General features: G+C 66.8%; 28 protein-coding genes. 18 read left to right on the forward strand and 10 right to left on the reverse strand.

Annotated features, from left to right (window positions below):
* The first annotated feature begins 50 nt into the window (after positions 1–50).
* From surE to O5K39_RS11505, 8 genes are all read left to right on the forward strand, one after another.
* On the forward strand, positions 51–839 hold the full coding sequence (gene surE, locus O5K39_RS11470; protein ID WP_271143760.1) for a 5'/3'-nucleotidase SurE: 789 nt from the start codon (positions 51–53) through the stop codon (positions 837–839).
* The gene (locus O5K39_RS11475; RefSeq protein WP_271143761.1) at positions 836–1,480 is read left to right on the forward strand and encodes a protein-L-isoaspartate(D-aspartate) O-methyltransferase; all 645 of its coding nucleotides are present in this window, start codon (positions 836–838) and stop codon (positions 1,478–1,480) included. Before surE ends, O5K39_RS11475 begins: the two co-directional genes overlap by 4 nt.
* Before the next feature lie 170 nt (positions 1,481–1,650).
* Positions 1,651–2,772 (forward strand): peptidoglycan DD-metalloendopeptidase family protein, encoded by a 1,122-nt coding sequence (locus O5K39_RS11480; protein WP_271143762.1) that lies wholly within the window; start codon positions 1,651–1,653, stop codon positions 2,770–2,772.
* Positions 2,773–2,917: 145 nt separating this feature from the next.
* Positions 2,918–3,244 (forward strand): preprotein translocase subunit YajC, encoded by a 327-nt coding sequence (gene yajC, locus O5K39_RS11485; protein ID WP_271143763.1) that lies wholly within the window; start codon positions 2,918–2,920, stop codon positions 3,242–3,244.
* A 32-nt stretch (positions 3,245–3,276) separates the two neighbouring features.
* Complete coding sequence (gene secD, locus O5K39_RS11490) at positions 3,277–4,893, forward strand: protein translocase subunit SecD (protein WP_271143764.1); 1,617 nt, start codon at positions 3,277–3,279, stop codon at positions 4,891–4,893.
* Positions 4,890–5,873, forward strand: coding sequence for a protein translocase subunit SecF (gene secF, locus O5K39_RS11495; RefSeq protein WP_271143765.1), 984 nt, complete (start codon positions 4,890–4,892; stop codon positions 5,871–5,873). Before secD ends, secF begins: the two co-directional genes overlap by 4 nt.
* Before the next feature lie 201 nt (positions 5,874–6,074).
* Entirely contained in the window at positions 6,075–6,695 is a 621-nt protein-coding gene (locus O5K39_RS11500; RefSeq protein WP_271143766.1) for a hypothetical protein, read from the forward strand.
* A 1-nt stretch (position 6,696) separates the two neighbouring features.
* Positions 6,697–7,344, forward strand: a complete 648-nt coding sequence (locus O5K39_RS11505; RefSeq protein WP_271143767.1) for a squalene/phytoene synthase family protein — start codon at positions 6,697–6,699, stop codon at positions 7,342–7,344.
* Here O5K39_RS11505 and O5K39_RS11510 read toward each other — a convergent pair.
* Both O5K39_RS11510 and trmFO read right to left on the reverse strand, forming a co-directional pair.
* Entirely contained in the window at positions 7,341–8,219 is an 879-nt protein-coding gene (locus O5K39_RS11510; RefSeq protein WP_271143768.1) for an oxygenase MpaB family protein, read from the reverse strand. The two genes, O5K39_RS11505 and O5K39_RS11510, sit on opposite strands and share 4 nt — an antisense overlap.
* A gap of 1 nt (position 8,220) precedes the next feature.
* The gene (gene trmFO, locus O5K39_RS11515; protein ID WP_271143769.1) at positions 8,221–9,612 is read right to left on the reverse strand and encodes a methylenetetrahydrofolate--tRNA-(uracil(54)-C(5))-methyltransferase (FADH(2)-oxidizing) TrmFO; all 1,392 of its coding nucleotides are present in this window, start codon (positions 9,610–9,612) and stop codon (positions 8,221–8,223) included.
* A gap of 81 nt (positions 9,613–9,693) precedes the next feature.
* Between trmFO and O5K39_RS11520 the strand changes: the two genes are divergently transcribed.
* From O5K39_RS11520 to O5K39_RS11530, 3 genes are read left to right on the forward strand one after another with little or no spacing between them, the layout of a single operon-like run.
* Positions 9,694–10,509, forward strand: a complete 816-nt coding sequence (locus O5K39_RS11520) for a hypothetical protein (protein WP_271143770.1) — start codon at positions 9,694–9,696, stop codon at positions 10,507–10,509.
* A gap of 40 nt (positions 10,510–10,549) precedes the next feature.
* Positions 10,550–11,386: a hypothetical protein gene (locus tag O5K39_RS11525; protein WP_271143771.1), complete on the forward strand. Its 837-nt coding sequence runs from the start codon at positions 10,550–10,552 to the stop codon at positions 11,384–11,386.
* A gap of 60 nt (positions 11,387–11,446) precedes the next feature.
* Positions 11,447–12,346: a hypothetical protein gene (locus O5K39_RS11530; protein ID WP_271143772.1), complete on the forward strand. Its 900-nt coding sequence runs from the start codon at positions 11,447–11,449 to the stop codon at positions 12,344–12,346.
* A 6-nt stretch (positions 12,347–12,352) separates the two neighbouring features.
* Here the strand turns inward: O5K39_RS11530 and uvrA are convergent, their stop codons facing one another.
* A complete protein-coding gene (gene uvrA / locus O5K39_RS11535; protein ID WP_271143773.1) occupies positions 12,353–15,295 on the reverse strand; it encodes an excinuclease ABC subunit UvrA in 2,943 nt (980 codons plus the stop codon).
* Between the two features lie 153 nt (positions 15,296–15,448).
* On the opposite strand from uvrA, the gene O5K39_RS11540 reads away from it, so the two are divergent.
* Both O5K39_RS11540 and O5K39_RS11545 read left to right on the forward strand, forming a co-directional pair.
* Positions 15,449–15,715 (forward strand): type II toxin-antitoxin system Phd/YefM family antitoxin, encoded by a 267-nt coding sequence (locus tag O5K39_RS11540; RefSeq protein WP_271143774.1) that lies wholly within the window; start codon positions 15,449–15,451, stop codon positions 15,713–15,715.
* A gap of 257 nt (positions 15,716–15,972) precedes the next feature.
* Entirely contained in the window at positions 15,973–16,152 is a 180-nt protein-coding gene (locus O5K39_RS11545) for a hypothetical protein (protein WP_271143775.1), read from the forward strand.
* Here O5K39_RS11545 and O5K39_RS11550 read toward each other — a convergent pair whose 3' ends face one another.
* Entirely contained in the window at positions 16,153–16,590 is a 438-nt protein-coding gene (locus O5K39_RS11550; protein WP_271143776.1) for a hypothetical protein, read from the reverse strand.
* A 125-nt stretch (positions 16,591–16,715) separates the two neighbouring features.
* Between O5K39_RS11550 and O5K39_RS11555 the strand changes: the two genes are divergently transcribed.
* The 3 genes from O5K39_RS11555 (at position 16,716) to O5K39_RS11565 (ending at position 18,651) form a co-directional block, all read left to right on the forward strand.
* Positions 16,716–16,844 (forward strand): hypothetical protein, encoded by a 129-nt coding sequence (locus tag O5K39_RS11555; RefSeq protein ID WP_271147229.1) that lies wholly within the window; start codon positions 16,716–16,718, stop codon positions 16,842–16,844.
* A 64-nt stretch (positions 16,845–16,908) separates the two neighbouring features.
* Entirely contained in the window at positions 16,909–18,468 is a 1,560-nt protein-coding gene (locus tag O5K39_RS11560; protein ID WP_271147146.1) for an ABC-F family ATP-binding cassette domain-containing protein, read from the forward strand.
* Between the two features lie 6 nt (positions 18,469–18,474).
* Positions 18,475–18,651, forward strand: coding sequence for a hypothetical protein (locus tag O5K39_RS11565; protein WP_271143777.1), 177 nt, complete (start codon positions 18,475–18,477; stop codon positions 18,649–18,651).
* Positions 18,652–18,716: 65 nt separating this feature from the next.
* Here the strand turns inward: O5K39_RS11565 and O5K39_RS11570 are convergent, their stop codons facing one another.
* The 4 genes from O5K39_RS11570 to O5K39_RS11585 all read right to left on the reverse strand — a co-directional run bounded on the left by O5K39_RS11570 (position 18,717) and on the right by O5K39_RS11585 (position 22,190).
* A complete protein-coding gene (locus O5K39_RS11570; RefSeq protein ID WP_271143778.1) occupies positions 18,717–20,300 on the reverse strand; it encodes an EAL domain-containing protein in 1,584 nt (527 codons plus the stop codon).
* A gap of 89 nt (positions 20,301–20,389) precedes the next feature.
* Positions 20,390–20,833, reverse strand: coding sequence for a flagellar basal-body protein FlbY (locus O5K39_RS11575; protein WP_271143779.1), 444 nt, complete (start codon positions 20,831–20,833; stop codon positions 20,390–20,392).
* Complete coding sequence (locus tag O5K39_RS11580) at positions 20,830–21,126, reverse strand: rod-binding protein (protein ID WP_271143780.1); 297 nt, start codon at positions 21,124–21,126, stop codon at positions 20,830–20,832. Before O5K39_RS11580 ends, O5K39_RS11575 begins: the two co-directional genes overlap by 4 nt.
* Positions 21,126–22,190: a flagellar basal body P-ring protein FlgI gene (locus tag O5K39_RS11585; protein ID WP_271147147.1), complete on the reverse strand. Its 1,065-nt coding sequence runs from the start codon at positions 22,188–22,190 to the stop codon at positions 21,126–21,128. The genes O5K39_RS11580 and O5K39_RS11585 overlap by 1 nt, the downstream gene beginning before the upstream one ends.
* A gap of 229 nt (positions 22,191–22,419) precedes the next feature.
* Between O5K39_RS11585 and O5K39_RS11590 the strand changes: the two genes are divergently transcribed.
* Together O5K39_RS11590 and dksA are read left to right on the forward strand one after the other, a co-directional pair.
* Positions 22,420–22,845, forward strand: a complete 426-nt coding sequence (locus tag O5K39_RS11590; RefSeq protein ID WP_271143781.1) for a flagellar assembly protein FliX — start codon at positions 22,420–22,422, stop codon at positions 22,843–22,845.
* Between the two features lie 181 nt (positions 22,846–23,026).
* Complete coding sequence (gene dksA, locus O5K39_RS11595; protein ID WP_271143782.1) at positions 23,027–23,461, forward strand: RNA polymerase-binding protein DksA; 435 nt, start codon at positions 23,027–23,029, stop codon at positions 23,459–23,461.
* Between the two features lie 11 nt (positions 23,462–23,472).
* Here the strand turns inward: dksA and O5K39_RS11600 are convergent, their stop codons facing one another.
* A complete protein-coding gene (locus O5K39_RS11600; RefSeq protein ID WP_271143783.1) occupies positions 23,473–23,868 on the reverse strand; it encodes a type II toxin-antitoxin system VapC family toxin in 396 nt (131 codons plus the stop codon).
* Positions 23,865–24,128 (reverse strand): type II toxin-antitoxin system VapB family antitoxin, encoded by a 264-nt coding sequence (locus O5K39_RS11605; RefSeq protein WP_271143784.1) that lies wholly within the window; start codon positions 24,126–24,128, stop codon positions 23,865–23,867. The genes O5K39_RS11600 and O5K39_RS11605 overlap by 4 nt, the downstream gene beginning before the upstream one ends.
* Positions 24,129–24,198 lie beyond the last annotated feature (70 nt).

Consider the following 24,198-nt stretch of genomic DNA (forward strand, 5'->3'; position numbering starts at 1 on the left):
ACGCCCGCAGCTTGTTGTCGCGCTATCGCCCTTCGGGCTAGTTGAGCGCCATGCGAATCCTCCTGACCAACGATGACGGCATCGACGCCGAGGGCCTCGAATGCCTGGAGACGATCGCGCGGACGCTGTCGGATGATGTGTGGGTCGTGGCACCGGCGACCGAGCAGTCGGGCAAGGGGCGGGGGATCACCTTGACCGAGCCGCTGCGCGTCAACCGGCTGGGCGAAAAGCGGTTCTCGGTGACGGGGACGCCGACCGACTGTGTGGTGCTGGCGTTCAGCGACATCATGGACGGGCCGCCCGGCCTCGTGCTGTCCGGGGTGAATCGCGGGCACAATGTCGGCGAGGACTGTTCGTACTCGGGCACCGTGGCGGGCGCCTTGCAGGGGATGGCGCTGGGGGTGCGGTCGATCGCCCTGTCGCAGTCGCTGGAGCGTTTCCATGACGAGGTGACTGCCCACTGGGACACCGCCGCCCATTTCGCGCCGGGGATTATCCAGAAATTGCTGGAACAGGATTGGGCCCCGGGCGTGGTCATGAACCTGAACTTCCCCGCCCGGCCGATCGAGGATGTGAAAGAGGTCGAGGTGACGGTCCAGGGTTTCCGGAACATCGGCGAGATGCACGCGGTCAAGCGCACCGACCTGCGCGGGCGCGACTACTACTGGATGAGTTTCCGGGGGGCGAAACAGGACCATGCGCCGGGCACGGATTTGCGCGCCATGGATGACGGCAGGATCTCGGTGACGCCCCTGCACATCGACCTGACGCACCGCGAGAGCGTGCACAGCCTGAAGGGCGTGATCGGCGGGGTTCCTCTAAAGGCCGGTCTGGGATGAACCTGCACAACGACCGCGCGGGTCGACTGATCCTTTCCCTGCGCCAGCAAGGCGTGACCGACGGCAAGGTGCTGGCGGCGATGGAATCGATCGACCGCGCCGTCTTCGTGCACGAAAAATTCCTCGATCAGGCGTGGGAGGATCAGGCCCTGCCGATCGACTGCGCCCAGACGATCAGCCAGCCCTATATCGTCGGCCTGATGACCCAGGCGCTGGAGGTGGAGCCGCGCCACCGCGTGCTCGAGATCGGCACCGGCAGCGGGTATCAGTGCGCGGTGCTGAGCCGGCTGGCGCGCTATGTCTATTCGGTGGAGCGGTACAAGTCGCTGCTGGTCGAGGCCGAGGCGAAGCTGAAGCGGCTCCAGATCGACAACGTGATCACCAAACACTCCGACGGCGGCCTGGGCTGGCCGGATCAGGCGCCCTTCGACCGGATCATGGTGACGGCGGCCTCGCCAACCGAGCCGACGGAACTGTTGAAACAGCTGAAGCCCGGCGGGGTGCTGGTCTGTCCGGTCGGGCGGACCTCGGTGCAGATGCTGCACCGCTATTCGGGCCAGCCGGACGGGTCGTTCCGCCGCGAAAGCCTGTGCGAGGTGCGGTTCGTGCCCCTGGTCGAGGGCACGGCGAAGGAGGGGTAGAAGGAAGGGTTTAGGTTCGAGGGGCGAGGGGCGAGAACGAACACCACCCACGAGCCTCGGCCCTCATCCCTCGCCCCTCGAAGCTCATCGCCCCACTTTCGTGCCGATTGGCGGCTTGGCTAATGGGGCGACGCGGGGCAAAGCAGAGCTTGGACGATCAGGAGAGCGGCATGGGTATGGGTGGCTGGACGAGGCTTTTCCTTATCGCCGGGGCGGCGCTGACGGCGGCGGCCTGTTCGAGTTATCCGGATGCGCCGCGCTATTCGACGAGGGCGGACGGGACGGTGGGCCCGGCGGCCTATCCGCCGCAGCCGGTCTATCCGACGACGCGGCCTGCCCCGGTCGAGGCACCGCCCCCCCTGACCGCGCCGATCGAACCGATCGAGGGTGGGGCCCTGCCTACGGCGACGATCACCTCGGGCCTCAACGGCGGACCGTCACGGCCGGTGGTGGTGCCCGCTCCGGTGAACGAGGTACCGTCCGAGCCTGCGTATGAGCCCTCGTCGAGCGTGAGCGTGCCGAGCGCATCCGAGGGCGGGCGCAAGGCCTATGTGATCCAGCCGGGGGACACAATCTCGGGTGTCGGACGACGGTTCCGGACGCCGGTACAGGCGCTGATCGACCTCAACAATCTGGGGCCCCGGGCGGCGATCACGCCGGGTCAGCGGATCCTGTTGCCGGCCAGTGCGACCGATCTGGGGTCGGACCCCTATGCGACGGGGCCGGGTCTGATCGTCGTCGAAGGGATCGTGGACGAGACCGAGATTCCCCCGCCGCCTGCGCCGCCGGTGGTCGCGGCACCGCGTCCGGTGCAGACGGTACCGGTGCCGGTCGCGCCCAGGCCGGCGCCTACGCCTGCGCCTTCGCCTTCGCCCGCGCCTGCCGCGCCTGCGACGGCCGGAGGGCTGGCGCTGCAATGGCCGGTGCGGGGCGACATCGTGCGGCGGTTCGGGCCGGTGGCGATGGGCGAGCGCAACAACGGCATCAATATCGGGGCCGAGGCGGGGGCCGAGGTCCGCGCCGCCGCCGCAGGACGCGTCGCCTATGTCGGGGACGATCTGGTGGGGCAGGGGCTGACGGTTCTGATCGTGCATCGCGACGGCTGGAGAACCGTCTATGGCCATCTGGGCTCGGCGACGGTGGCCAACAATGCCGACGTCCGCGCGGGCCAGCAGATCGGCACCGTCGGGCTGACGGCCGGCGACGGGCGACCCTCGATCCATTTCGAGACGCGGCGGATGCAGGGCGACAACCCCGTGGCGGTCGATCCGCTGACGGTGTTGCCGCGCTGAGTTTCAAGGGGTTGAGGCGCGATCGACACAGCGCCTGCGGCTGACAGCAACGGCTGCGTTGCAATGACGGGCGGCGGGCACTAGGTATCGCGCCTTCATTTCAACGGGCCCGTCAGCGGTGCCCGCGTTCGGGATTGTCCACACCATGCCTACTGAAGCCGGCGGCCTGACCGCCACGATCATGCAGTTCCTGCCGTTCGTGGCGATCTTCGTGCTGTTCTACTTCCTGCTGATCCGTCCGCAGCAGAAGCGCGCCAAGGAACACGCGGCGCTGATCGCGGCGGTCAAGCGCGGCGACACCATCGTCCTGTCGTCTGGCCTGATCGGCAAGGTGACGCGGGTCGAAGAGGCCGAAGTCAACGTCGAGATCGCGCCGTCGGTCAACGTCCGCGTCGTCAAGGGCATGATCGCCGAGGTGCGGAACCGCACGGCCATCGCCGCCAACGACACCAAAGCCGTCACCAAGGCCTGATCCTCAGCGTCGCCGACCCGTAAGGCTTTCCCATGGTTCAGCAGTCGCGCTGGAAGATCATCGTCCTGGTGCTGGCGCTCGTGTTCGGCGTGCTGCTGGCCTATCCGAACGTGCTGTCGCAGTCCCAGAAGGACGCCCTGCCGGGCTGGCTGCCCAAGAACGGGCTGAGCCTGGGCCTCGATCTGCAGGGCGGGTCCTACCTGCTGCTTGAGGTCGACGTGCCGGCCATGCGGGCCAAGCGAATCGACAACATGGTCGAGGACGCGCGGGTGACCATGCGCGAGGGCAATTTCGCGACCAATGCCTTCCAGCGCGAAGAGGGCGGGGTCGTCGTGACCCTGGCCAACCCCGCGCAACAGGACGCCGCCCTCGAGGCCATGCGCCTGCTCGCTGGCGGGCCGAACCAGCAGGGCGTCCAGGAACGCGCCGCCAGCCGGCTCGGCAACGACCGTATCCGCTATGCCTTCACCGACCAGGCCATGAGCGCCATGGCCGCGACCGCCGTGGACCAGTCGATCGAGGTGGTGCGTCGCCGGATCGATTCACTGGGTACCCGCGAAACCTCCATCACCCGCCAGGGCGCAGACCGGATCGTGGTTCAGGCCCCGGGTGAAAGCGACCCCGCCGCCCTGGAACGGGTCATCGGCCAGACCGCCCAGCTGACCTTCCAGATGGTCGAGGACGATCCCGAACTGATCAACCTAGCCCTGCAAGGCTCGGTGCCGCCGGATTCGGTGCTGATGGTCGATCAGGACGGGGTCACGCCCCTGCTGATCAAGAAACGGGTACTGGTCTCGGGCGAGCAGTTGACGCGGGCCTCGGTCGATTCCGATCAGAACGGCCGCCCGGCCATCGGCTTCCGCTTCGACGGCGTCGGCGCACGACGCTTCGCCGCCGCCACGGCGTCCGAGAACATCGGCAAGCGGTTCGCCATCATCCTGGACAACCGGGTCATCTCGGCCCCGAACATCATCGGGACCATCCCGAGCGGCCAGGGCCAGATCACCGGAAACTTCTCGATCGCCGAGGCGTCCGAGATGGTCAATCTGCTGAACGGCGGTGCCCTGCCGGCGCCACTGAAGGTCGAGGAGCGCCGCACGGTTTCGGCCGAACTGGGCCAGGACGCGGTCGAGGCGGGGGCTCTGTCCACTGCGATCGGCTTCGTCATCATCGTGGCCTTCATGTTCCTGACCTACGGCTTCCTGTTCGGCGGGGTGTCGGTGATCGGCCTGTTGCTGAACGGACTGATGATCGTGGCGGCCATGTCGCTTACGGGGGCCAGCCTGACCCTGCCGGGGATCGCCGGTCTGATCCTGACCTTCGCCGTGGCGGTTGACGCCAACGTGCTGATCTATGAGCGGATGCGTGACGAGGCGCGGGCCGGGCGATCGGTGATCGCGTCGATGGACGCCGGCTTTAACAAGGCCATGGGCACCATCATCGACGCCAACCTGACCAGCCTGGTCGCCGCGGGCATCATGTTCGTGTTCGGCGCCGGACCGGTGCGCGGCTTTGCCTGGACCCTGACCATCGGGGTGTTCACCTCGGTGTTCTCGTCCGTGCTGGTGGCCCAGGTGCTGCTGGCCTGGTGGCTGAAGAGCGCCAAGCCCAAGAAACTGCCGATCGCGGACGCGGAGACGGTGAAATGACCTGGTGGCCCCTCATCAAGGTTCTTCCGCAGAAGACCAACCTGCATTTCGTCAAGTACGCGCGCTATGCCGCCGTCCTGTCGGTGGTGCTGTGCATCGCGTCGATCGTGTCCTGCTTCTATCCGGGTCTGAACCTGGGTATCGACTTCCGGGGCGGGGCCTCGATGGAGGTGTCCAAGCCGGCCGGCCAGACGATCGATTTCGACGCCCTGCGCGGATCGGTCAATGACCTCGATATCGGCGACGTCGGGGTCCAGGGCATCGCCCGGCGTGACAACAACATCGATGACGGCTCGACCGCCATCGTCCGCTTCCAGGTGCCCGAGGGCCGCGACCAGACCCAGGTGGTGCAACAGGTCGAGAGTGCGATCACCCAGGCTGTGGGTGAGGTGAGATATTCGGGCGTCGAGGTCGTCGGGTCCAAGGTTTCGGGCGAGCTCTTCACCTCCGGCCTGCTGGCCCTGGGGTCGGCAATCGTGCTGATGTTCGCCTATATCTGGTTCCGCTTCGAGCCGCAGTTCGGCTTCGGCGCCGTGGCGGGCCTGCTGCACGACGTGATCCTGACCTTCGGACTGATTGTGCTGCTCCGGCTGGAGTTCAGCCTGAACATGGTCGCGGCCATCCTGACCGTCATCGGCTATTCGATGAACGATACGGTCGTGGTGTTCGACCGGCTTCGCGAGAACCTGCGCAAATACAAGACCATGCCGTTGCGCGACGTGATCGACCTGTCGCTGAACGAGACCCTGACGCGGACCATCATCACCGGCGTTACCGCCGTCATGGTGCTGGCGGCGCTTGCCGTGTTCGGCGGCGAGGCCCTGCGCGGCTTCTCCCTGGCCCTGATGTTCGGGATCATCGTAGGCACCTATTCATCGATCTACGTCGGGGCGCCGATCATCCTGTTGTGGGGCGTGAAGCGCGGCGAGATCGGCGAGGAAGCCAAGCCGGTGAAGCTGGGTATGGCGTCGCGGCCTTAGGTTTCCTTCTCCCCTTGCGGGAGAAGGTGGCAGCCGAAGGCTGACGGATGAGGGGTCACTCAGACGGTTGGAACAGCGTCCGGCAACCTCATCGTCGAAACCGAGCCACCCCTCATCCGTCACGCTCCGCGTGCCACCTTCTCCCGCAAAGGGAGAAGGACTAGGCTGGCGCTTTCCGAATCCCTGGGGAGGGCTTGATCCATGGCCAATCTGCTGACGAACTTTCGCACGACGATCCTGCTGAGCGTGGCGCTCGCGGTCCTGATGATGTTCGCGTTCGGGCGGGTGGCGCCGGGCGGGTTCGACCTGGGCTTCTGGCAGGCGGCGCTGCGGTGGGTCCACGTCGTCGCGGGCATCCTGTGGATCGGGCTGCTGTACTATTTCAACTTCGTCCAGCTCCGGATCATGCCGTCGATCCCGGCCGAGCTGAAACCCGCCATCGGCAAACATATCGCGCCCGAGGCCCTGTTCTGGTTCCGCTGGGCGGCGCTGGCGACGGTTGTGGCAGGTCTGGCCGTCATGTTCACGCGCGGTCACGCCTATGCGGCCGATGTGCTGAGCTTCGGGTTCGCGGGCGGGATGGTCCAGGGCGATCAGGGTTTCACCCTGATGGGCGTCGGCGTCTGGCTGGCCGTGATCATGTTCCTGAACGTCTGGGGCATCATCTGGCCGAACCAGAAGCGGGCGCTCGGCATCGTGGTCGTGGATGACGAGAAGAAAGCCAAGGCCGCGCGAGTCGCCATGCTGGCCAGCCGCACCAACCTGCTGCTCAGTCTGCCCATGCTGACCTCCATGGCCATGTACCAGACCCTGTTCGGCTGATTTGGACCAGGCGGCGCAGACTCGGGCCCCCGATCTGGATGGGCAGGTCCGCGCCGCCGATCCCGATCGCTGGCTGTCCAGCCGGTTCGTCTCCGATGCGCAGGCACGGTCTGACCTGATCGCTCTGTACGCGTTGGAGGCCGAGCTGATGGCCATCCCGACGCGGGTGACCCAGCCGTTGCTGGCCGAGATGCGCTATGTCTGGTGGCGCGACCAGCTGGACGGGGTGTTCGCGGGCGTGCCGAGGAAGGGCCATCCGGTGCTGGAGGCGTTGACGGATGTGGTCGCGCGATGGGGGCTGGAGCGCAGGCCCTTCGAGGCCCTGATCGAGGCTCACATCGGCCGGGTCCACGGCGATCCTCACGATCTGGACGCCTTCTATGTGGGGCCCATGCAGATGGCCGTCCATCTGCTGGCTGGGCCGGGACACGACGCGAAGGTCTTCGAGGCCGGTCGGCTGTGGGGCCTGACACAGGTCGGTCGACGGGATGAGGCGAGAGCGCTGCGAGGCGCGGCGAACCGGACGCTCAAGGGCCTTCCGACCGCAGCCTTCCCGGCGGTGGCCCACGCGGCCTTGTCCAATCCGGCACAGGGCGAGGGCGGCAAGCGGCTGAGGCTGGTCTGGGCGAACCTGACGGGACGAATCTAGCGCGGCGCGCCTGTCGGCCAAGCCAGGACGTCGGCGGACCAGACCTGGCGGTTGGGTGATCCCGTATAGACCCAGTCCAGGGTGCGCTGCATCGTGCGGGCACCGGCGCGGGTGATCGGCGAGGCGGGCGGCAGGCCGTGCATCCGGCGGGCCCAGTCGGGCAACAGGTCGGCACCCGCCGCCATGATCAGTTCGGCGGCGCGATCCTCGGCCAGACCGCCGACCTTCTGGCGCATGACCAGGGCGGCAACCTCTCGGGTGCGGGCGTCGGCTTTGAGCTGAGGCCGCATCGACTGGATCAGGGCCTCGGCCGAGACGCGGTCGGTGGGGACGGGATCGGCACCGAGGGCGCGGCCGATCCGGGCCATTTCCGCCAGATAGGCGTCCTGGTCCGCCATCGACATGCCGGGTTGGCCATAGCGAACCCAGGCGTCGAGGAAGCTGGTCGTCTCCGTCACATGGACCCAGGCCAGCAAGGCCGGATCACTGACGCGATAGGGGGTGCCGTCGGCCGTCGTGCCGGAGAGTTTGTCGTGGATCGAGCGCACCTTGTCGATCGCGGCCTGGCCGGAAACGGCGTGGTCATATGTGGTGACGGCGATGAACTTGGCCGTGCGGCGCAGGCGGCCGTGCATGTCGGCGCGGAAGTCGGAGTGGTCCCAGACGCCGGCCAGCACCGCCGGATGCAGCATCTGGAGCAACAGGCCCGACACCCCGCCGATCATCATGGTGACGATGTCGCCATTGACTCGCCAGGCGACGGAGTCGGCGGGAAACAGGGCGTCGGCACGGCGCAGGGCGGGTCGCTCGCCCCGCTCATAGTCGTTGAACAGTTCGTTGATCCGGCGACGGATGGCGACCTTGGCGAACTCCATGTCAGGTCGCGTCGCGCCACTGCTTGAGCGCCTCGATCGCCCGGATGCTCATCAACCGCTTCTTGGCCCGGCCGCGTTCCTTGAGCGGGATCTTCTTGCCGTCCTCGTCGATCTTGGGCGTCTCCAGCGGGGGCAGCAGGCCATAGTTGATATTCATCGGCTGGAATTTCGAGCCGGTCAGGTGGCCGCCGGTGATGTGCTCGACCAGGGCACCGATGGCCGTGTGGGCAGCGGGAGCGTCCAGCGGCTGGCCCAGCCGTTCGGCGGCGGCCAGGCGTCCGGCCAGCAGGCCCGTCGCGGCGCTCTCGACATAGCCCTCGACCCCCGTGACCTGACCGGCGAACCGAAGGCGAGGCATCGACTTCATCCGCAACTGCCGATCCAGCAGATGCGGGCTGTTCAGATAGGTGTTTCGGTGCAGACCCCCCAGCCGCGCGAACTGGGCGTTCTGGAGGCCCGGGATCATGCGGAAGGTCTCGGCCTGGGCCCCGTGTTTCAGCTTGGTCTGGAAACCGACGATGTTGAACAGGGTGCCCAGGGCATTGTCCTGACGCAGCTGAACGATGGCATGGGCCTTGACCAGCGGGTCACGCGGGTTGGTCAGGCCGACGGGCTTCATCGGGCCGTGACGCAGGGTCTCGCGACCGCGTTCCGCCATCACCTCGATGGGCAGGCAGCCGTCGAAATAGGGGACGTTCTCCCACTCCTTGAACTCGGCCTTGGGGCCTGTGATCAGAGCGTCGATGAAGGCCTCGTATTCGGCCTTGTTCATGGGGCAGTTCACGTAGGCGGCGGCGTCGCCGCCCGGGCCCTCCTTGTCATAGCGCGACTGACGCCAGGCGATGTCGAAGTCGATGGAGTCGGCGTGGACGATGGGGGCGATGGCGTCGAAGAAGCTGAGGCTCTCCTCGCCGGTCAGTTTCAGGATCGCCTCGGCCAGGGCGGGGGAGGTGAGGGGGCCGGTGGCGATGATAACGCTGTCCCAATCCTCGGGCGGCAGGCCGGCGATCTCCTCGCGCTGGATGGTGATCAGCGGGTGTGCTTCCAGCGTCGCCGTCACCTTCTGTGAAAAGCCGTCGCGGTCGACGGCCAGGGCACCGCCCGCCGGCACCTGATGGTCGTGGGCGCTGGCCATGATGATCGAGCCCAGCTCGCGCATCTCTGCGTGCAGCAGACCGACCGCATTGTGCTCCCAGTCGTCCGACCGGAAGGAATTTGAACAGACCAGTTCGGCCAGGCCGTCGGTGTGATGGGCGTCGGTCTTCACGCCGGGCACGCCGCGCATCTCGTGCAGGACGACGGGCACGCCGGCCTGGGCGATCTGCCAGGCGGCCTCTGAACCGGCGAGGCCGCCGCCGATGACGTGGATAGGCTTGAGGTCGGAAGGGTTCATCGGGGCCTTCTAGGGCCTTGGGGCGCGATCGTCAGCCTCCGTATGCTAGCGTCAGGCGGGGTGCGTCGTTACGGAAGGGGCATGACCGAGCGGCCGAGCCAGAAACTGAGCCAGAAACTGAATTTGCGCGAGACCTTGGCCGAGACCCTGCGCCGGCTCCCCGAGATGTGGCGGGGCGCGGGCGGGGCAATCGGCATAGCGGCTCTGGCGGCCGTGGTGCTGGCCATGCTCCCGCTGGCCGGGCCGATGCGCGCGGTCTGCTGGGTCTGGCTGGTGACGGCGTCGCTGGTCGCGTTCGGGGCGGTGACGCGGATCGGGGTGGCCCAGGATCTGCCTGGGGCCAAGGCTTTGGGGCTGGGACCGTTCGGATTCCAGCTGACCCGGACCGAGGCGCGGCTGGCGGGCGCGACCCTGTTGTGCGCGCTGTTCCTGACCATCATCCTGTCGCTGCTGGCGCTCGTAGCCTTGGCGCTGTTCGGCGGGGCGGGGCTGGACGCCGAGGCGATCCGGGCGCGGGACTGGGCCGGGGCGGGGCCGCTGTGGAAGCGGGTGCTGCTGGCCATCGTCGGGGTGATCGTCCTGGGCGCGCCGGTGCTGCTGGCCCTGCGGCTGTCGCTCTATGCCCAGGCGACGGTGGGGCGTGAGCGGATGACGTCGCTGACGGTCACCCGCCTGACCAACGGGTCGATGCTTCCGCTGTTCGTCGGACTGCTGCTCGTCGAGATGCCCAGGACGCTCTGGCTTGTGCTGATGATCACGGGCGTCGTGACCGGCCCCGTCGCCGTGATCGGCGGGATCATCGTGCTGGCGGCCGTGCAGGCTCCGCTGACGGCATCGTTCCTTGGGGCGGCCTATCGACGGCTGGAACGGCCGGGCGAGGACCTGGCCCCGCTTTAGGGCCTTCGCCCCGGTCGGCGACCCATGCTAGAGGCCGCAAATGAAATTCTCGGCAGGCGAAGCGGCGTTTGAAGGCTTTCGGGTCACCCGCCAGCACCCCAGGGCGGTGGCGGGCTGGACCCTGATCTGGCTGGTGTCCCTGATCGCGACGGCCCTGACGGCGCTGCCGATCCTGGGCCCGGTCATGGGCGAGTTGCAGGACGCGATGCGCACCGCCATGTCCGGTGGCGGGTCGGGCCTGCCCGCCGCCATCCAGAGCCGGGTCACCTATGCGATGCTGGCCACCATGCCGGTCAGTCTGGTGACCCAGGCGATCGTCATGCCGGCCCTGTACCGCGCCATGCAAAGTGAAGTCCGCGACCCGTTCGCCTTCGTGCGGTTGGGCCGGGACGAGTTGCGGGTTCTGCTGGTCCTGCTGCTGCTGGCGATCATCAGTGTCGTGCTGGGACAGGTCGGCGATACGGCCGTGCTCGCGACCCAGGGCGTCAATCTGAGCTTTGTGGGCGCGTTGATCGGGATCGCGACCACGGCCCTCAACCTCTTCGTGGCCGTACGGATGGTGCTGGCCGTTCCCGCAACCTTCAGCCGGGGGCGCATCGATCTGAAGGGGGCCTGGAGGCTGACCGAGGGCCGGTTCTGGCCCCTGTTCGGCATGGCCATCATCGCGGGGGTCATGGCCTGTATCGTCGGCCTATTGCTGTTGATCGTGTCCCTGCCGCTCTCTGCGATGATGGCAGGGGCCGCGACGTCGCCGGCGGGTGCTGCCGGTGCGCTGCTGGTTCTGTTGCTGATGGCGGTGGGCGCAGCGCTGGTCACGATCATTCTGTCGGCCCCCTTCATGGCCGCCTATCGCGATCTGACGGCCGGTCAGGACTGAGACCGGCTTGGCGACGGCGTCGGTTTCGTCCTAAGGTCACACCTGCCAGGGGGGACCATCATGACGTTTTCAGCCAGCGATGCAGCGTTCGAGGGCTTTCGGATCGTGCGGCGACGACCGCTGGCGATGCTGATGTGGGCCCTGGCCTATATCGTCTTCTTCGCGCTGACCTTCCTGCTGGCGGGGAGTTCCTTCGTCACCATCATGCAGCAGGTCGAGGCGCTCGAGAACTCAGGTGCGACTCCGACGATGGAGACCCTGGGGCCGCTGTTCCAGGCCTACGGCGTCATCCTGCTGGTGGTCGCACCGCTGTCGATCATCGTCAGCACCATGTTGAGCACCGCGATCGCGCGCGCCGTTGTGCGGCCCAAGGACAGCGCCTTCGGCTATCTTCGGCTCGGCATGGATGAACTCAGGGTCTTCGGCGCGATGGTGGTGCTGATGCTGCTGATCGCCGTCTATTATCTGGTCGTGTTCGGGGTGGTCTTCGGCGTCGGGGCCTATGCGAGCTCCAGCGGGCAAGGCGGCTGGTTCGCCCTGGCTCTGCTACTCGGACTGGCCGGATTTTGTGGCCTGATCTGGCTAGCGGTGCGGCTGAGCCTGATGGTGCCGATCATCGTCGCCGAGAAGCGGTTCACCGTCCTGTCCTCGTTCGGCCTGACCAAGGGGCGGTTCTGGCCGTTGCTGGGCATGGCCCTGCTGGCCTTCATCATGGCGATCGTGGTGGCCTTCCTCGGCTGGCTGATCTCCATGCCGCTGACCCTGTTGGTCGGCGGGTCCATGGCGTCCCAGTTTGCGGGCCTGGAAGGCCAGAGCGTGACTGAGATCCTGCCGAAGCTGGCGCCCATCCTGATCGTGTCCGGCCTGTTCAACGCCGTGGTCTCGGCCCTGCAACTGGCTATCATGTATGCCCCGTTCGCCGAGGCCTACCGGCAGATCAAGGGTCTCGAAGCGGGCTGACGCCGGTCAGCCCGCCGCGGCCTTCTTGCCGGCCCTGACCGGCTTCTCGACCGAGGCCGTGAGCGCGGCGACGCGAGCCTTGCGGCGGGTCTCGTGGCGGTCCAGGACTTCCTTCAGGTATCTACCGGTCCAGCTGGCGTCGTTGGCCGCGACCTGCTCCGGGGTGCCGACTGCGACGATCTCGCCGCCGCCGTCGCCGCCCTCGGGTCCGAAGTCGAGCAGGTAGTCGGCGACCTTGATCACATCCAGATTGTGCTCGATCACCACGATGGTGTTGCCGCTGTCGACCAGCTCCTGAAGCACCTCGAGCAGTTTGCGGGTGTCCTCGAAGTGCAGGCCGGTGGTGGGCTCGTCGAGGATGTAGAGGGTCTTGCCGGTCGCCCGCTTCGACAGTTCCTTGGACAGCTTGACCCTCTGGGCCTCGCCGCCCGACAGGGTCGTCGCCGACTGCCCGACCTTGACGTAGTCCAGGCCGACCCGTGAGAGGGTCAGCATCTTGTCGCGGATCGGCGGCACGGCCTTGAAGAAATGCCCGGCCTCCTCCACCGTCATGTCAAGGACGTCCGAGATCGACTTGCCCTTGAACACGATCTCCAGGGTCTCGCGGTTGTACCGCTTGCCCTTGCAGATGTCGCAGGTGACGTAGACGTCCGGCAGGAAATGCATCTCGATCTTGATCAGGCCATCGCCCTGACAGGCCTCGCAGCGACCGCCCTTGACGTTGAAGCTGAAGCGGCCGGGGCCGTATCCGCGCGCCTTGGATTCCGGCAGACCCGCATACCAGTCGCGAATCGGGCCGAAGGCGCCGGTGTAGGTCGCCGGGTTCGAGCGCGGCGTGCGGCCGATCGGGGACTGGTCGATGTCGATGACTTTGTCGAAATGCTCCAGCCCCTCGATCCGGTCATAGTTGGCGGGGGCGTCGGACGCGTTGTGCAGCCGACGTGCGGCGGCCTTGTACAGGGTCTCGATCGTGAAGGTCGACTTGCCGCCGCCCGACACACCGGTGACGCAGGTGAACAGGCCGACGGGGACGGCCCCGGTGACGTTCTTGAGGTTGTTGCCGGTCGCGCCGCTGATCTTCAGCATCTTCTTCTTGTCGACCGGACGGCGGCCGTCCACCGGCAGTTCGATCTCGCGCTCGCCGGTCAGGTATTTGCCGGTCAGGGATTTCGGATTGGCCATCACCTCTTCCGGCGTGCCCTCGGCGCAAATCTCGCCGCCATGGACGCCGGCGGCCGGACCCATGTCGATGACATAGTCGGCAGTCAGGATCGCCTCCTCGTCGTGCTCGACGACGAGGACCGAGTTACCGAGGTCACGCAGACCGCGCAGGGATTCCAGCAGGCGGGTGTTGTCGCGCTGGTGCAGGCCGATCGACGGCTCGTCCAGCACATAGAGGACGCCCGTCAGGCCCGAGCCGATCTGTGACGCCAAGCGAATGCGCTGGCTCTCGCCGCCGGACAGGGTGCCTGAGGCGCGGGACAGAGACAGGTAGTCGAGGCCGACGTTGTTCAGGAACCGCAGGCGGTCGCCGATTTCCTTCAGGATACGCCGGCCGATCTCCATCTGTTTCTCGGTCAGTTGTTCGGGAAGGGCAGAGACCCAGTCGTAGGCCTTCTTGATCGACAGGGTCGAGATGTCGGCGATGTCGGAACCGTCGATCTTGACCGCGAGGGCCTCTGGCTTCAGCCGCTTGCCATGGCAGGCGTCGCAGGGCGTCTCTGACTGGAAGCGACCCAGTTCCTCGCGGACCCAGGCCGAATCCGTTTCCCGCCAGCGGCGGTCGAGGTTGGGGACGACGCCTTCGAACGGCTTGGAGACCTCGTATTTGCGGGCGTTGTCGTCATAGACGAACTTGATCTTCTCCGTGCCCGTGCCCTGAAGAATGACCTTCTGGGCCTTGTCGGGCAGGTCGCGCCACGGCTTGTCCATCGAGAAGCCGTAGTGCAGCGCCAGCGCCTGCAGCGTCTGGGTGTAGAGCGGCGACGGCCCGCGAGACCACGGGGCGACGGCACCCTTGTGCAGGGTCTTGTCGCGATCGGGGATCACCAGATCGGCGTCGAACGCCAGCTTGACCCCCAGGCCGTCACAGACCGGACAGGCGCCGAAGGGGTTGTTGAACGAGAAAAGTCGGGGCTCGATCTCTGAGATCGTGAAGCCTGAAACGGGGCAGGCGAATTTCTCGGAAAAGGTGATCCGCCGGGGCTCCTGGCCCTCATCCGCATTGGCCCATTCCGCCACCGCGATGCCGTCGGCCAGACCAAGAGCGGTCTGGATCGAGTCGGCGTAGCGCGCCTCGAGCCCGCCCTTGGTGACGATCCTGTCCACGACGATGTCGATGTCGTGCTTGAACTTCTTGTCCAGCGTCGGCGCGTCCTCAACGGCGTAGAATTGGCCGTCGATCTTGAGCCGCTGGAAGCCCGAGCGTTGCCACTCGGTCATCTCCTTCTTGTACTCACCCTTCCGGCCCCGAACGACGGGGGCCAGCAACAGAAGCCGTTCGCCGTCGGGCAGGGCGACCAGCTTGTCGACCATCTGGCTGATCGTCTGGCTCTCGATCGGCAGGCCGGTGGCGGGCGAATAGGGGACGCCCACCCGAGCCCACAGCAGGCGCATATAGTCGTGGATCTCCGTCACCGTACCGACGGTCGAGCGCGGGTTCTTGGAGGTCGTCTTCTGTTCGATCGAGATGGCGGGCGACAGACCCTCGATCAGATCGACATCCGGCTTGCCCATCAGCTCCAGGAACTGGCGGGCGTAGGCGCTCAAGCTCTCGACATAGCGCCGCTGGCCCTCGGCATAGATGGTGTCGAACGCCAGCGAGGATTTGCCTGATCCCGACAGGCCGGTCATGACGACCAGCTTCTCGCGCGGGATATCGACATCCACGCCCTTGAGGTTGTGCTCGCGCGCGCCGCGCACGCGGATGAAGTTGTGCTTTTCGGTCATGGGTCCGGGGAACGCAGGGAGCCGGACAAGGGTCCGGTGCAACGCCACTATATGGGGACTGATCCGGCCGATTCAGCAAGAACAATGTGGGAACACTGTGACTTGCCATAACTTCGTAAAGTATGTATTTTTCAAACTTTCAGGAGTGCCCGCATGACTGATACGCTCCATGTCACGGCGACCCAGTTCCAGCGCGAGGTCAGTCGGTATCAGGACGAGGCGCTGCGCCGTCCGGTCGTGGTGACCCGCAATGGGCGCGAGCGGACGGTCACCATATCCGCGCAGGAGTATCACCGTCTGAAACGGCGCGACCGAGAGGTGCTTGCCCTGGAGGACTTCAGCAACGCCGATCTTGACGGGATCATGACGGCGCCGATGCATCCCGACGCCGCCGGGTTCGATCACGAGGTCGAGGGCTGAGCCGGCTGCCAGAACCCGCGGCGGGTCTGGTCATTCGATACGCCTACCTCTGGCAATCCGAGCACAAGGCCGGACGCGAGGAGGGTGTGAAGGACCGGCCTCGTGCCGTCGTGCTTTCCATGACGACCGCTGCGGGGGATCGTCAGGTGGTGGTCCTGCCGATCACTCATTCGCCGCCTCGGTTGCCAGAGCATGCGATCGAAATCCCTGCTGCCACCAAGGCGCGACTTGGGCTCGATGCAGAACGATCATGGATCATGGTCACGGAAGCAAACCGCTTCGTCTGGCCAGGACCTGATCTGCGGTTCCCGCCGGGTGCGGGTCCTGGCGGGGTGGCCTACGGTGTCTTGCCCGCCGCCTTGATGAACAAGGTCCGCGAGGCGTTCAGATCGGCTGTGCTGGCCCGTCGCGCCGCCCTCGTCGCCCGCTCGGAGTAGTCAATCCGCGCTCAAAAATTCCCCAACGTTGAGCACCACAGTGCAGCGGTAGTCGCCGGTGCCGTCGGTGGAGCAACTGTCGATGCCGACGGTGTTCTCGACGAGGCGCTGGCCGAAGCGTTCGGTGCGGCCGGCGACGACGTATTCCGAACCTTGCGATGCGCTCCACGGACCCAAAGCGTCGTAAAAGGCGCGGGCGACCCGGCCGGTGCAGGTGAAGCGCAGGAAGTTCTCGCCCGGCTCCTTCACATAGGATTTCGTGGCGGCCGCCGCGGCGATGCAGTCGGCATAGAATGCAGCCTGGGGCGGTGCGGGCTCGCCGGCTGAGCGGGCGAGATCCGGCTCGCCGGGCGGGCCGTCGGATTCGCCGCCCATCGAGGCGCAGGCCGTGGTCGACAGGGCGGCGGCGAGGCAGGTGGCTAGCGGAACGATACGCATGGTTGGGTCTCCTGACGTCAGCCTGTCACACAGCCGTGTTCAGAGCCAGACACCGTCGCGCTTGCATCGGTCGGCAGGTGAAGCCATCTTTGACCGATCGCGATCCTGCGAGGAGACCTGAGCCCATGATCATCGCCCTGGAAATCGGCGCCGCCCTTTCCGCATCCGCGATGTTGATGGTTCTCTATGTCTCGTCCCTCCCCAAGCCCAAGCGGGTCAAGGTCCACATCCAGGACAGGCGTACCCGCCGCTAAGCCGGGTGCCGTCCTCGATCGGGTTACCGTCCGCACGCCGGACGGGTCCACACTCCTCGACAATCTGAGCCTCGCTTTCAGCGGCGAACGAACCGGCGTGGTCGGGCGCAACGGTGTCGGCAAGTCCACGCTGCTGCGCGTGCTCGTCGGCGAGCAGCCGGTGTCCGAGGGGACGGTCTGGCGCGGCGGCTCGGTCGGCGTCCTGGCCCAGAGGGTCAATCCTTCTCCCGACGAAACGGTGGCTCTGACACTCGGCGTAGCAGATGGTTGGGCGGTGGTCGCTCGGGTGCTGGCGGGCGAGGGGACCGCCAAGGATCTGGCAGAAGCCGATTGGGGTCTGGATGCGCGGATTGAGGATGCTCTGGAACAGGTCGGGCTGGCAGGCCTCGACCTGTCGCGCGCGACGGCCAGCCTGAGCGGCGGGGAGCAGACGCGGGTACGACTGGCGGGCTTGTTGATCGCCGCACCGGATCTGTTGCTGCTCGATGAGCCGACGAACCATCTCGACGCCGAGGGCCGGGCTATTGTGGCGCAGGTTCTGGGGCGCTGGACCGGCGGGGCGGTGGTGGTCAGCCACGATCGCGAACTGCTGCGGCGGATGGACCGGATCGTCGAACTGTCGAGCCTGGGGGCGTCGGTCGATGGCGGCAACTACGACCTCTATCTCGAACGCAAGACAGCGGAGCGGGCTGCGGCGGAGCGGGAGTTGGCGACGGCCGGGCGCGAGGTCGAGCGGGCGCAGCGCGAGGGGGCTCGCGCAATGGAGAAGAAGGCGCGGCGGGATCGGGCCGGTCGGGCCTTCGCGGCTTCGGGCTCGGCACCCAAGATCGCGCTGGGGATGATGGCCGAACGGGCCGAAGGCTCCGGTGCCCGTGAAGGTCGGCTGGCCGAACGACGCCTGGAAGGGGCCGAGGCCGCGCTGGCTGAGGCCCGGGCGCGCGTCGAACGGGTCCGCGAGCTCTCCATTCCGATGCCTTCGTCGGGGCTGGCGGCGGGGCGGACCGTGCTGCGGATGGACGAGGCCGTCTGGGCGACGCCGCAGGGGCGACGGATCGTCGGGCCGCTCGACCTGTCGATCACGGGACCCCGGCGGGTGGCGATCACCGGTCCGAACGGGGCCGGCAAGACCACCCTGCTGCGGTTGGCGGTTGGGCTGCTGGAACCGACGTCCGGCAGCGTCGAACGACCGGTGCGCGCGGCCATCCTGGATCAGGATGTCGGCCTGCTGCATGCCGGCGAAACACTGGTCGAGGCGTTCCGGCGCCTCAACCCCGAGGCCACGGATCAGGACGCGCGTGCGGCCCTGGCGCGGTTCCTGTTCCGCAACGTCGCCGGCGACAAGCGGGTCGAGGGCCTGTCAGGCGGCGAGCGGTTGAGGGCAGGCCTGGCCTGTGTCCTCGGAGGCGCCCGGCCGGCGCAGCTTCTCGTGCTGGACGAACCGACCAACCATCTCGACCTCGACGCGATCGAGGCGGTGGAGGCAGCGCTCCGGGCCTATGACGGTGCCCTGATGGTGGTCAGTCATGATGCCGCGTTTGTGGAGGCGATTGAGGTGGATGAAGTGATCGGGCTCGACGGTGCGGAGGCGCGAGGCCGTGGAACAGCGGTGATTGATCCGAGTTGAGTTCGCATGACCAGGAATGATGATACACCGACCATCATTGAACCTCTGAAGCCGGAGGCTGTGGACGGCTATGTCGAGGCGGTCGATCCTCCGGAAGCCAAGCTGAAAATGACCCCGGATGCCGCCGAAATAAGCGGATTGAGGCTTATGGATGCGGCCACCAAGGCTCGCGACAAGCCCTGAGGCCACGGCGGGTCAAAGGCGTTTGTTGCACTCACCGAAGGCGGCGCTGTGTGCCCGCGCAGGGCCTAGCCCCAGGCTTCGACCGTCCCGCGTCGTCGGGCCGGCGCGGCGGCAGCGATCACCGTTCGGGGTTCGGGTTCGGCCTTGCCGAACAGCCAGCCCTGGCCGTAGTCGACGCCAAGGTCGCGCAGGATGTCGGCCTGGTCTTGGGTCTCCACAAACTCGGCGATGGTGGTCAGGTCCAATGATCCGCACATCTCGACCAGGTGGGCGATCAGGGTGCGGGCGCGGGCGTCGGATCCCAGCCCCCTGACGAACTTGCCGTCGATCTTGACGGTGTCGACCGACAGGCCGTGGATATAGTCGAACGAAGCGGCGCCGGCACCGAAGTCGTCGATGCAGATCTGGATACCCGCCTGGCGCAGGGCACCCAGCCGGCGATTGGCGGCTCCGATGTCGGCCAGGGCGGCGGATTCGGTGACCTCGACGATCAGGCGACGACGATCCTGAGGCATGGCGGCGGTCATGCGCAGCAGGTGTTGGACGTAGGCATCGTCGGCCAGGGAAGCGCCCGAGACGTTGACGGCGATCTTCAGCAGGCCCGAACCGGGCTGGCGCAGGCGCTGGATAGCCTTTTCCGCGACGGCCAGGTCGAATCCCTCGATCAGCGCGAGTTCCTCGGCCATCTGGATGGTCTGGCCTGGGCTTCCCCAGCCGAAGCGGGCCAGGGCCTCGAAATGGTGGACCGCCCCGGTGTCGAGGGCCACGATCGGCTGATAATGCAGAGCGAAATCGCGCCCCCGGACCATGGCGCGAAACTGGTCGGCCTCGCGCAGGGTGCGAGCCAGGGCGGCGTCGAAAGCCTCGTCGGGACGACTGTCGCATCCGTCGACCAGGCAGCTCTGGATGGCGAAGCGCAGGGCGCGAAGGGCGTTGACCGGTGACGCTCCCGACAGGTCGGCGATCGAGCCGGTGACATCGACGTCCAGGCCTTCGTCGCGTGCCAGCTCCCCGACCTCGCCGAGGATGTCGCGCGTGTCATTCTGGTCGCGCAGTACGGCATAGCGATCTTCCGTCAGTCGTGACGCCGCGCCGCCGACAGACGCCGATTGCAGCGCCGCTTCAATCCGGGCGGCGGCTCGCATGTTCTCCGTGCCAGACGCCTTCAGGCCGGCGACATCGACAAAGGCGACGGCCAGACTGGCGGGTTCGCCACCGGCCAGGACCGTCCTCGCGCGAGCGAGGAAGGCTTCCGCATCGATCAGTTCGGCGGGCCGTGCCTCTTCCTGGGAGGACGCCAAGGTGAAGGCCGGGCCTTCGTAGCGGATCGAACAGGAAATGCTCGGCGCGAGATCAGGCAGGACGAAGGCGGCCAGGGTCGCGCGACGGACCCTGCCTTGGCCGCACGCCATGAGGATTTCCATTGGGGCGAGCCGACCCCCGGGTTCCAGGGCGGAGAGGGCGGCGGCGACCGCTTCGGGTCGGTGTACGATCAGGGCGTCGAATGGGCGGCCATGAAGGCTGGCCGGGGTCACATTGCTGGTCGGGCCGGCCCCGAGCGCGAACGTGACGGACCCGTCCGGCTGCATCTCGATCAGCAGATCGCCCGATGCGAAGGCGAAACCCAGAAGGCGGTGGCGAAGCTGCATTCTCGAAATCTAACCCACAAAAGGTTTAGGCTTCGCCGTCCAGAAGGGTTAACCGGCTGGTTTGCCGTGTTCAATCTCCCGCATGGACCTCAGGCGCTGCGGTTCAATGTGATGGCGCGGCCGTCACCCTGATAGGCGCGGCCCGTCGCGCCGTAACCGGTGCCCATGGCGCGGGCCCCGGCGACCTCGGCGGCGATCGTCTGGATCAGGCCTTCGGAGATGATTCGGGCGGCCTCGACGGCGCGGGCGTGTCTGGCGAGCACCGCCTCGAACCGTTCGGTCGCGCGGATCAGGGCCATGCGTTCGCTGCTCGGGGCCTGAGACATCAGGCCGGGCGCGGCCTTCAGCTGGGCGGACTCTCGGCGATACTGATTGGTCAGGTCCTGGGTCTGGGGCAGGCTGGCCACGACATCGCCGGGACGCCGTTCGGCGAAGGCACGGGTCTCGGCCTCAAGCCGTTCAGTCAAACGGTCGGTCAGAGCGACAAGGCGTCGCGCATGGGCTGTTGCGGTGATGGGGTCCGAGGCGTTCACCGGCCCTGCTCCTGCATCTTGATCATCTCGGCCATGACCGTGTCGGTCAGGCCGATACCGCCGGCCTTGACGGTCTGTTTGGCCATGGCATCGATGAGGAAGCTGCGCCAGGTGGCCTCGGCCTCGCCGCCGCCGAACATGCCGTCGGTCGACAGGCCCTCGAACATCGGCTTCATCATCTGCGACATGAAGCTGGTCTCGAAGTCCTCAGCGGTGCGGCGCATCCGGGCGGTTTGAGCCAGCTGGGCCGGGGTGGGCGCGATGGCGGCGAGGGGAGAGGTGACTTCGATCATCACATCACCTCGATTTCGGCCTGGAGGGCACCGGCGGCCTTGATGGCCTGGAGGATGGAGATCATGTCGCGCGGCGAGACGCCCAGGGCGTTCAGGCCATTGACCAGGGTGGAGAGCGAGGTTCCGCCGTTCACGAGCCTGATCTCGCGGCCGAGTTCCTCCTCGACCGTCACGTCGGACTGGGGGACGACGGCGGTCTGGCCCTGACTGAAGGGGGCCGGCTGGCTGACCTGGGGGCTTTCCTGAACGGAGATGGTCAGGTTGCCTTGCGCGATGGCGACGGTGGAGACCCGTACCGCCTCGCCCATGACGATGACGCCGTTGACCTCGTCGATGATCACCTTGGCGGGCACGTCGACGGCGACGGGCAGGTTCTCGACCCGGCTGATGAAGCCCGCCATGCCGAGCTGGGCCGGCGCGCGCAGGGCGATGACCGAACCGTTCTCTGCCAAGGCCGTGCCGGGATAGGTCTGGTTGATGGCGGCGGCGACCCGCTGGGCCGTGGTGAAGTCGGGATTGCGCAGGGTCAGGCGAACCTCGGCCATGCCGTCCAGGTTGAAACCGGTCTCGGCCTCGACCGTGGCACCCGAGGCGATGCGTCCGGCGGTCGGCACGCCGCGTGTGACGGACGATCCCGAACCGCCCGAGCCGGAGACCGAACCGGTCTGGACCGACCCTTGCGCCACCGCATAGACCTGACCGTCGGCCCCTTGCAGGCTGGTGACGATCAAGGTCCCGCCCAGCAGGCTCTTGGCGTCGCCCAGGCTGGCGACAGCGACATCGATGCGGGCGCCCGGCGTGGCGAAGGGGGGCAGTTCGGCGGTGACCAGGACGGCGGCGGTGTTCTTGGTGTTGGCGTTGGCACCGCGGATATTGACGCCCAGCCGCTCGGTCATCCCCTCCAGTGACTGACGGGTGAAGGGGGCGTTACGCAGCGAGTCGCCGGTGCCGTTAAGGCCGACGACGAGGCCGTATCCGACCAACTGGTTGGTGCGGACGCCTTCGACCGAGGCGATGTCCTTGATGCGGGACTGGGCAAGCGCCCCGCCGGCGCAGGCCATCATCGCCAGGACGGCGAGGGGAGCGATCAGGCGGGTAAGCAACTTCTGCATCGGGCAGCGATCCTGGAGGACTGACGTCGCGTCTCATGCGAAGGCCGTGCCGCAGGGAATTTGATTATTTTACAGCTGGTTGATGATTTGGTCTGGTGTCGAGGCGGCAAAACTTGCCTGGCCGTTAACCAAACAGTGACGGTCCCCGGCGAGGGTGGCTCATGTCCCGGAGCGTGCTTTCATGAAGGTGACCGGCCCCTCGGCCCCGACGACCTCGACGCCGTCTCGTGCGGCGCGTGCGACGGGCGGTTTCAGCCTGGGATCAACGGCTGGCGCGTCTGCGTCGACGGCCGCACCCGCAGCCCCTGCCACGACCAATGTCGCCGGTCTGTCGGCCCTGATGGCCTTGCAAGGGGTCGAAACCGCGACCGAACGCCGGCGTCGGGCCATCCGGCGCGGCGGCGGTCTGCTGGACCGTCTGGACGAGCTCAAGATCGCCCTGCTGTCGGGGGAAGCCGGGGAGGGGGCGCTTGAACGGCTCGGTCGGGACGTGCGCGAGGCCAGGACCGACGACGATGAGCCGGGTCTGACCGACCTTCTTAACCAGATCGATCTGCGCGCGGCGGTGGAACTCGCCAAGGCGGAAGTTCGCCGCAGTGCAGCATAAATCCGTCGAATCGCTGGGTTATTTCGCCTGCGAGCACCGTCGGTGATGAAGAAATGTCACGCCGACGCCACGGACAACCAAACGGCGATCACGGACGCGCGACCTGTGTTGCTCCGACTCTGTCATCTGCCTATAGGCAGGACGACGCCGCAGGGGGGTGTTTAGTATGAGTGTGAGTGCGATGACCGCAGTTGCCTCTGTCGTTGTTCCGGAACCGGTCGCCTATCGGCCGTCCGACGACGAGCCGTTCATGAACGAACGGCAACTGGCCTATTTCAAACACAAGCTGATGGCCTGGCGGGACGACATCCTGCGCGAGTCCAAGGGCACGGTGGTCAATCTGAAGGCCGAGACGGAGAACCATCCCGATCTGCTGGACCGCGCGTCCTCGGCCTCGGACCGGGCGCTGGAACTGCGCACGCGGGATCGACAGCGCAAGCTGATCTCCAAGATCGAGGACGCCCTCCGCCGTATCGAGGACGGCTCCTATGGCTATTGCGAGGACACCGGCGAACCGATCGGCCTTGGTCGGCTGGAAGCCCGTCCGACCGCGACCCTGTCGGTTGAAGCCCAGGAACGCCACGAACGCCGCGAGCGGGTCCACCGGGACGACTGATCGTCAGGCGATCAGGCAGGAATGGCGGGGACGACGTCTGTTTCGCTGAAATCATTGCCCTTGAACAAAAGCGGCGCGTCAGTCTCCTTTGCCAGGGCGTAGGCGAAGCAGTCACCGAGATTGAGTTTCGCCGCCGTTCGCTTGCCGAAGGTCGCTTCGGCATCGCAAGCCAGTCTGGCCGTCTCCCGGGTCGCGGGTGCCACCCGGATACGAAGGTCGTGGATAACCGACTGCAACTCAGCAACGCCAGAATCTCCCCGCAGACTTCGTAGTCGGGTCGTCGCCTCCCAGTATCCGATCGGCGAAAGCACGAGGTGGGGTTGAGCCAGCAGGAACTCCCGAAACGAGATCGCCTCGGGTTCCTCGAGCAGAATGGCCACCAGGGCCGACGCGTCTACGGCAATCACTTCGGCAGGCCGTCTTCATCATAGAGGTCATCGTCCGTCAGCAGGGGACCAACGATCGGCAGGGCGTTGAACCGACGGACGGCCTCTTCGACGCCACGGCGACGCTCGGCGATATCGGCCTCGCGCGAGGAGGTCAGCCGCTCGTCGCGTTCGCGCACCATTTCCTCGACCAGTTCGGTGATGGACTTGCCCTCGAGGCGCGCCAGGCTTCTCAGCCGCTCTGCAACTTCGGGCTTTCGAATCTGGACGGGCGCGTTCATGACAAATGCCAGCCTATCATGACACTCACGGGCCTCCAACCTGCGCCTTGACTTCGCCACCCCTGTAACC

The organism is Brevundimonas sp. NIBR10, assembly GCF_027912515.1.
Classification (GTDB): Bacteria; Pseudomonadota; Alphaproteobacteria; order Caulobacterales; family Caulobacteraceae; genus Brevundimonas.

Excerpts from the sequence above, each read along its gene's own strand:
- surE (WP_271143760.1), top strand. The coding sequence starts at position 51 with ATGCGAATCCTCCTGACCAACGATGACGGCATCGACGCCGAGGGCCTC.
- O5K39_RS11475 (WP_271143761.1), top strand. The coding sequence starts at position 836 with ATGAACCTGCACAACGACCGCGCGGGTCGACTGATCCTTTCCCTGCGC.
- O5K39_RS11480 (WP_271143762.1), top strand. The coding sequence starts at position 1,651 with ATGGGTATGGGTGGCTGGACGAGGCTTTTCCTTATCGCCGGGGCGGCG.
- yajC (WP_271143763.1), top strand. The coding sequence starts at position 2,918 with ATGCCTACTGAAGCCGGCGGCCTGACCGCCACGATCATGCAGTTCCTG.
- secD (WP_271143764.1), top strand. The coding sequence starts at position 3,277 with ATGGTTCAGCAGTCGCGCTGGAAGATCATCGTCCTGGTGCTGGCGCTC.
- secF (WP_271143765.1), top strand. The coding sequence starts at position 4,890 with ATGACCTGGTGGCCCCTCATCAAGGTTCTTCCGCAGAAGACCAACCTG.
- O5K39_RS11500 (WP_271143766.1), top strand. The coding sequence starts at position 6,075 with ATGGCCAATCTGCTGACGAACTTTCGCACGACGATCCTGCTGAGCGTG.
- O5K39_RS11510 (WP_271143768.1), bottom strand. The coding sequence starts at position 8,219 with ATGGAGTTCGCCAAGGTCGCCATCCGTCGCCGGATCAACGAACTGTTC.
- trmFO (WP_271143769.1), bottom strand. The coding sequence starts at position 9,612 with ATGAACCCTTCCGACCTCAAGCCTATCCACGTCATCGGCGGCGGCCTC.
- O5K39_RS11520 (WP_271143770.1), top strand. The coding sequence starts at position 9,694 with ATGACCGAGCGGCCGAGCCAGAAACTGAGCCAGAAACTGAATTTGCGC.
- O5K39_RS11525 (WP_271143771.1), top strand. The coding sequence starts at position 10,550 with ATGAAATTCTCGGCAGGCGAAGCGGCGTTTGAAGGCTTTCGGGTCACC.
- O5K39_RS11530 (WP_271143772.1), top strand. The coding sequence starts at position 11,447 with ATGACGTTTTCAGCCAGCGATGCAGCGTTCGAGGGCTTTCGGATCGTG.
- uvrA (WP_271143773.1), bottom strand. The coding sequence starts at position 15,295 with ATGACCGAAAAGCACAACTTCATCCGCGTGCGCGGCGCGCGCGAGCAC.
- O5K39_RS11540 (WP_271143774.1), top strand. The coding sequence starts at position 15,449 with ATGACTGATACGCTCCATGTCACGGCGACCCAGTTCCAGCGCGAGGTC.
- O5K39_RS11545 (WP_271143775.1), top strand. The coding sequence starts at position 15,973 with ATGGTCACGGAAGCAAACCGCTTCGTCTGGCCAGGACCTGATCTGCGG.
- O5K39_RS11550 (WP_271143776.1), bottom strand. The coding sequence starts at position 16,590 with ATGCGTATCGTTCCGCTAGCCACCTGCCTCGCCGCCGCCCTGTCGACC.
- O5K39_RS11555 (WP_271147229.1), top strand. The coding sequence starts at position 16,716 with ATGATCATCGCCCTGGAAATCGGCGCCGCCCTTTCCGCATCCGCGATG.
- O5K39_RS11565 (WP_271143777.1), top strand. The coding sequence starts at position 18,475 with ATGACCAGGAATGATGATACACCGACCATCATTGAACCTCTGAAGCCG.
- O5K39_RS11570 (WP_271143778.1), bottom strand. The coding sequence starts at position 20,300 with ATGCAGCTTCGCCACCGCCTTCTGGGTTTCGCCTTCGCATCGGGCGAT.
- O5K39_RS11580 (WP_271143780.1), bottom strand. The coding sequence starts at position 21,126 with ATGATCGAAGTCACCTCTCCCCTCGCCGCCATCGCGCCCACCCCGGCC.
- O5K39_RS11585 (WP_271147147.1), bottom strand. The coding sequence starts at position 22,190 with ATGATGGCCTGCGCCGGCGGGGCGCTTGCCCAGTCCCGCATCAAGGAC.
- O5K39_RS11590 (WP_271143781.1), top strand. The coding sequence starts at position 22,420 with ATGAAGGTGACCGGCCCCTCGGCCCCGACGACCTCGACGCCGTCTCGT.
- dksA (WP_271143782.1), top strand. The coding sequence starts at position 23,027 with ATGACCGCAGTTGCCTCTGTCGTTGTTCCGGAACCGGTCGCCTATCGG.
- O5K39_RS11605 (WP_271143784.1), bottom strand. The coding sequence starts at position 24,128 with ATGAACGCGCCCGTCCAGATTCGAAAGCCCGAAGTTGCAGAGCGGCTG.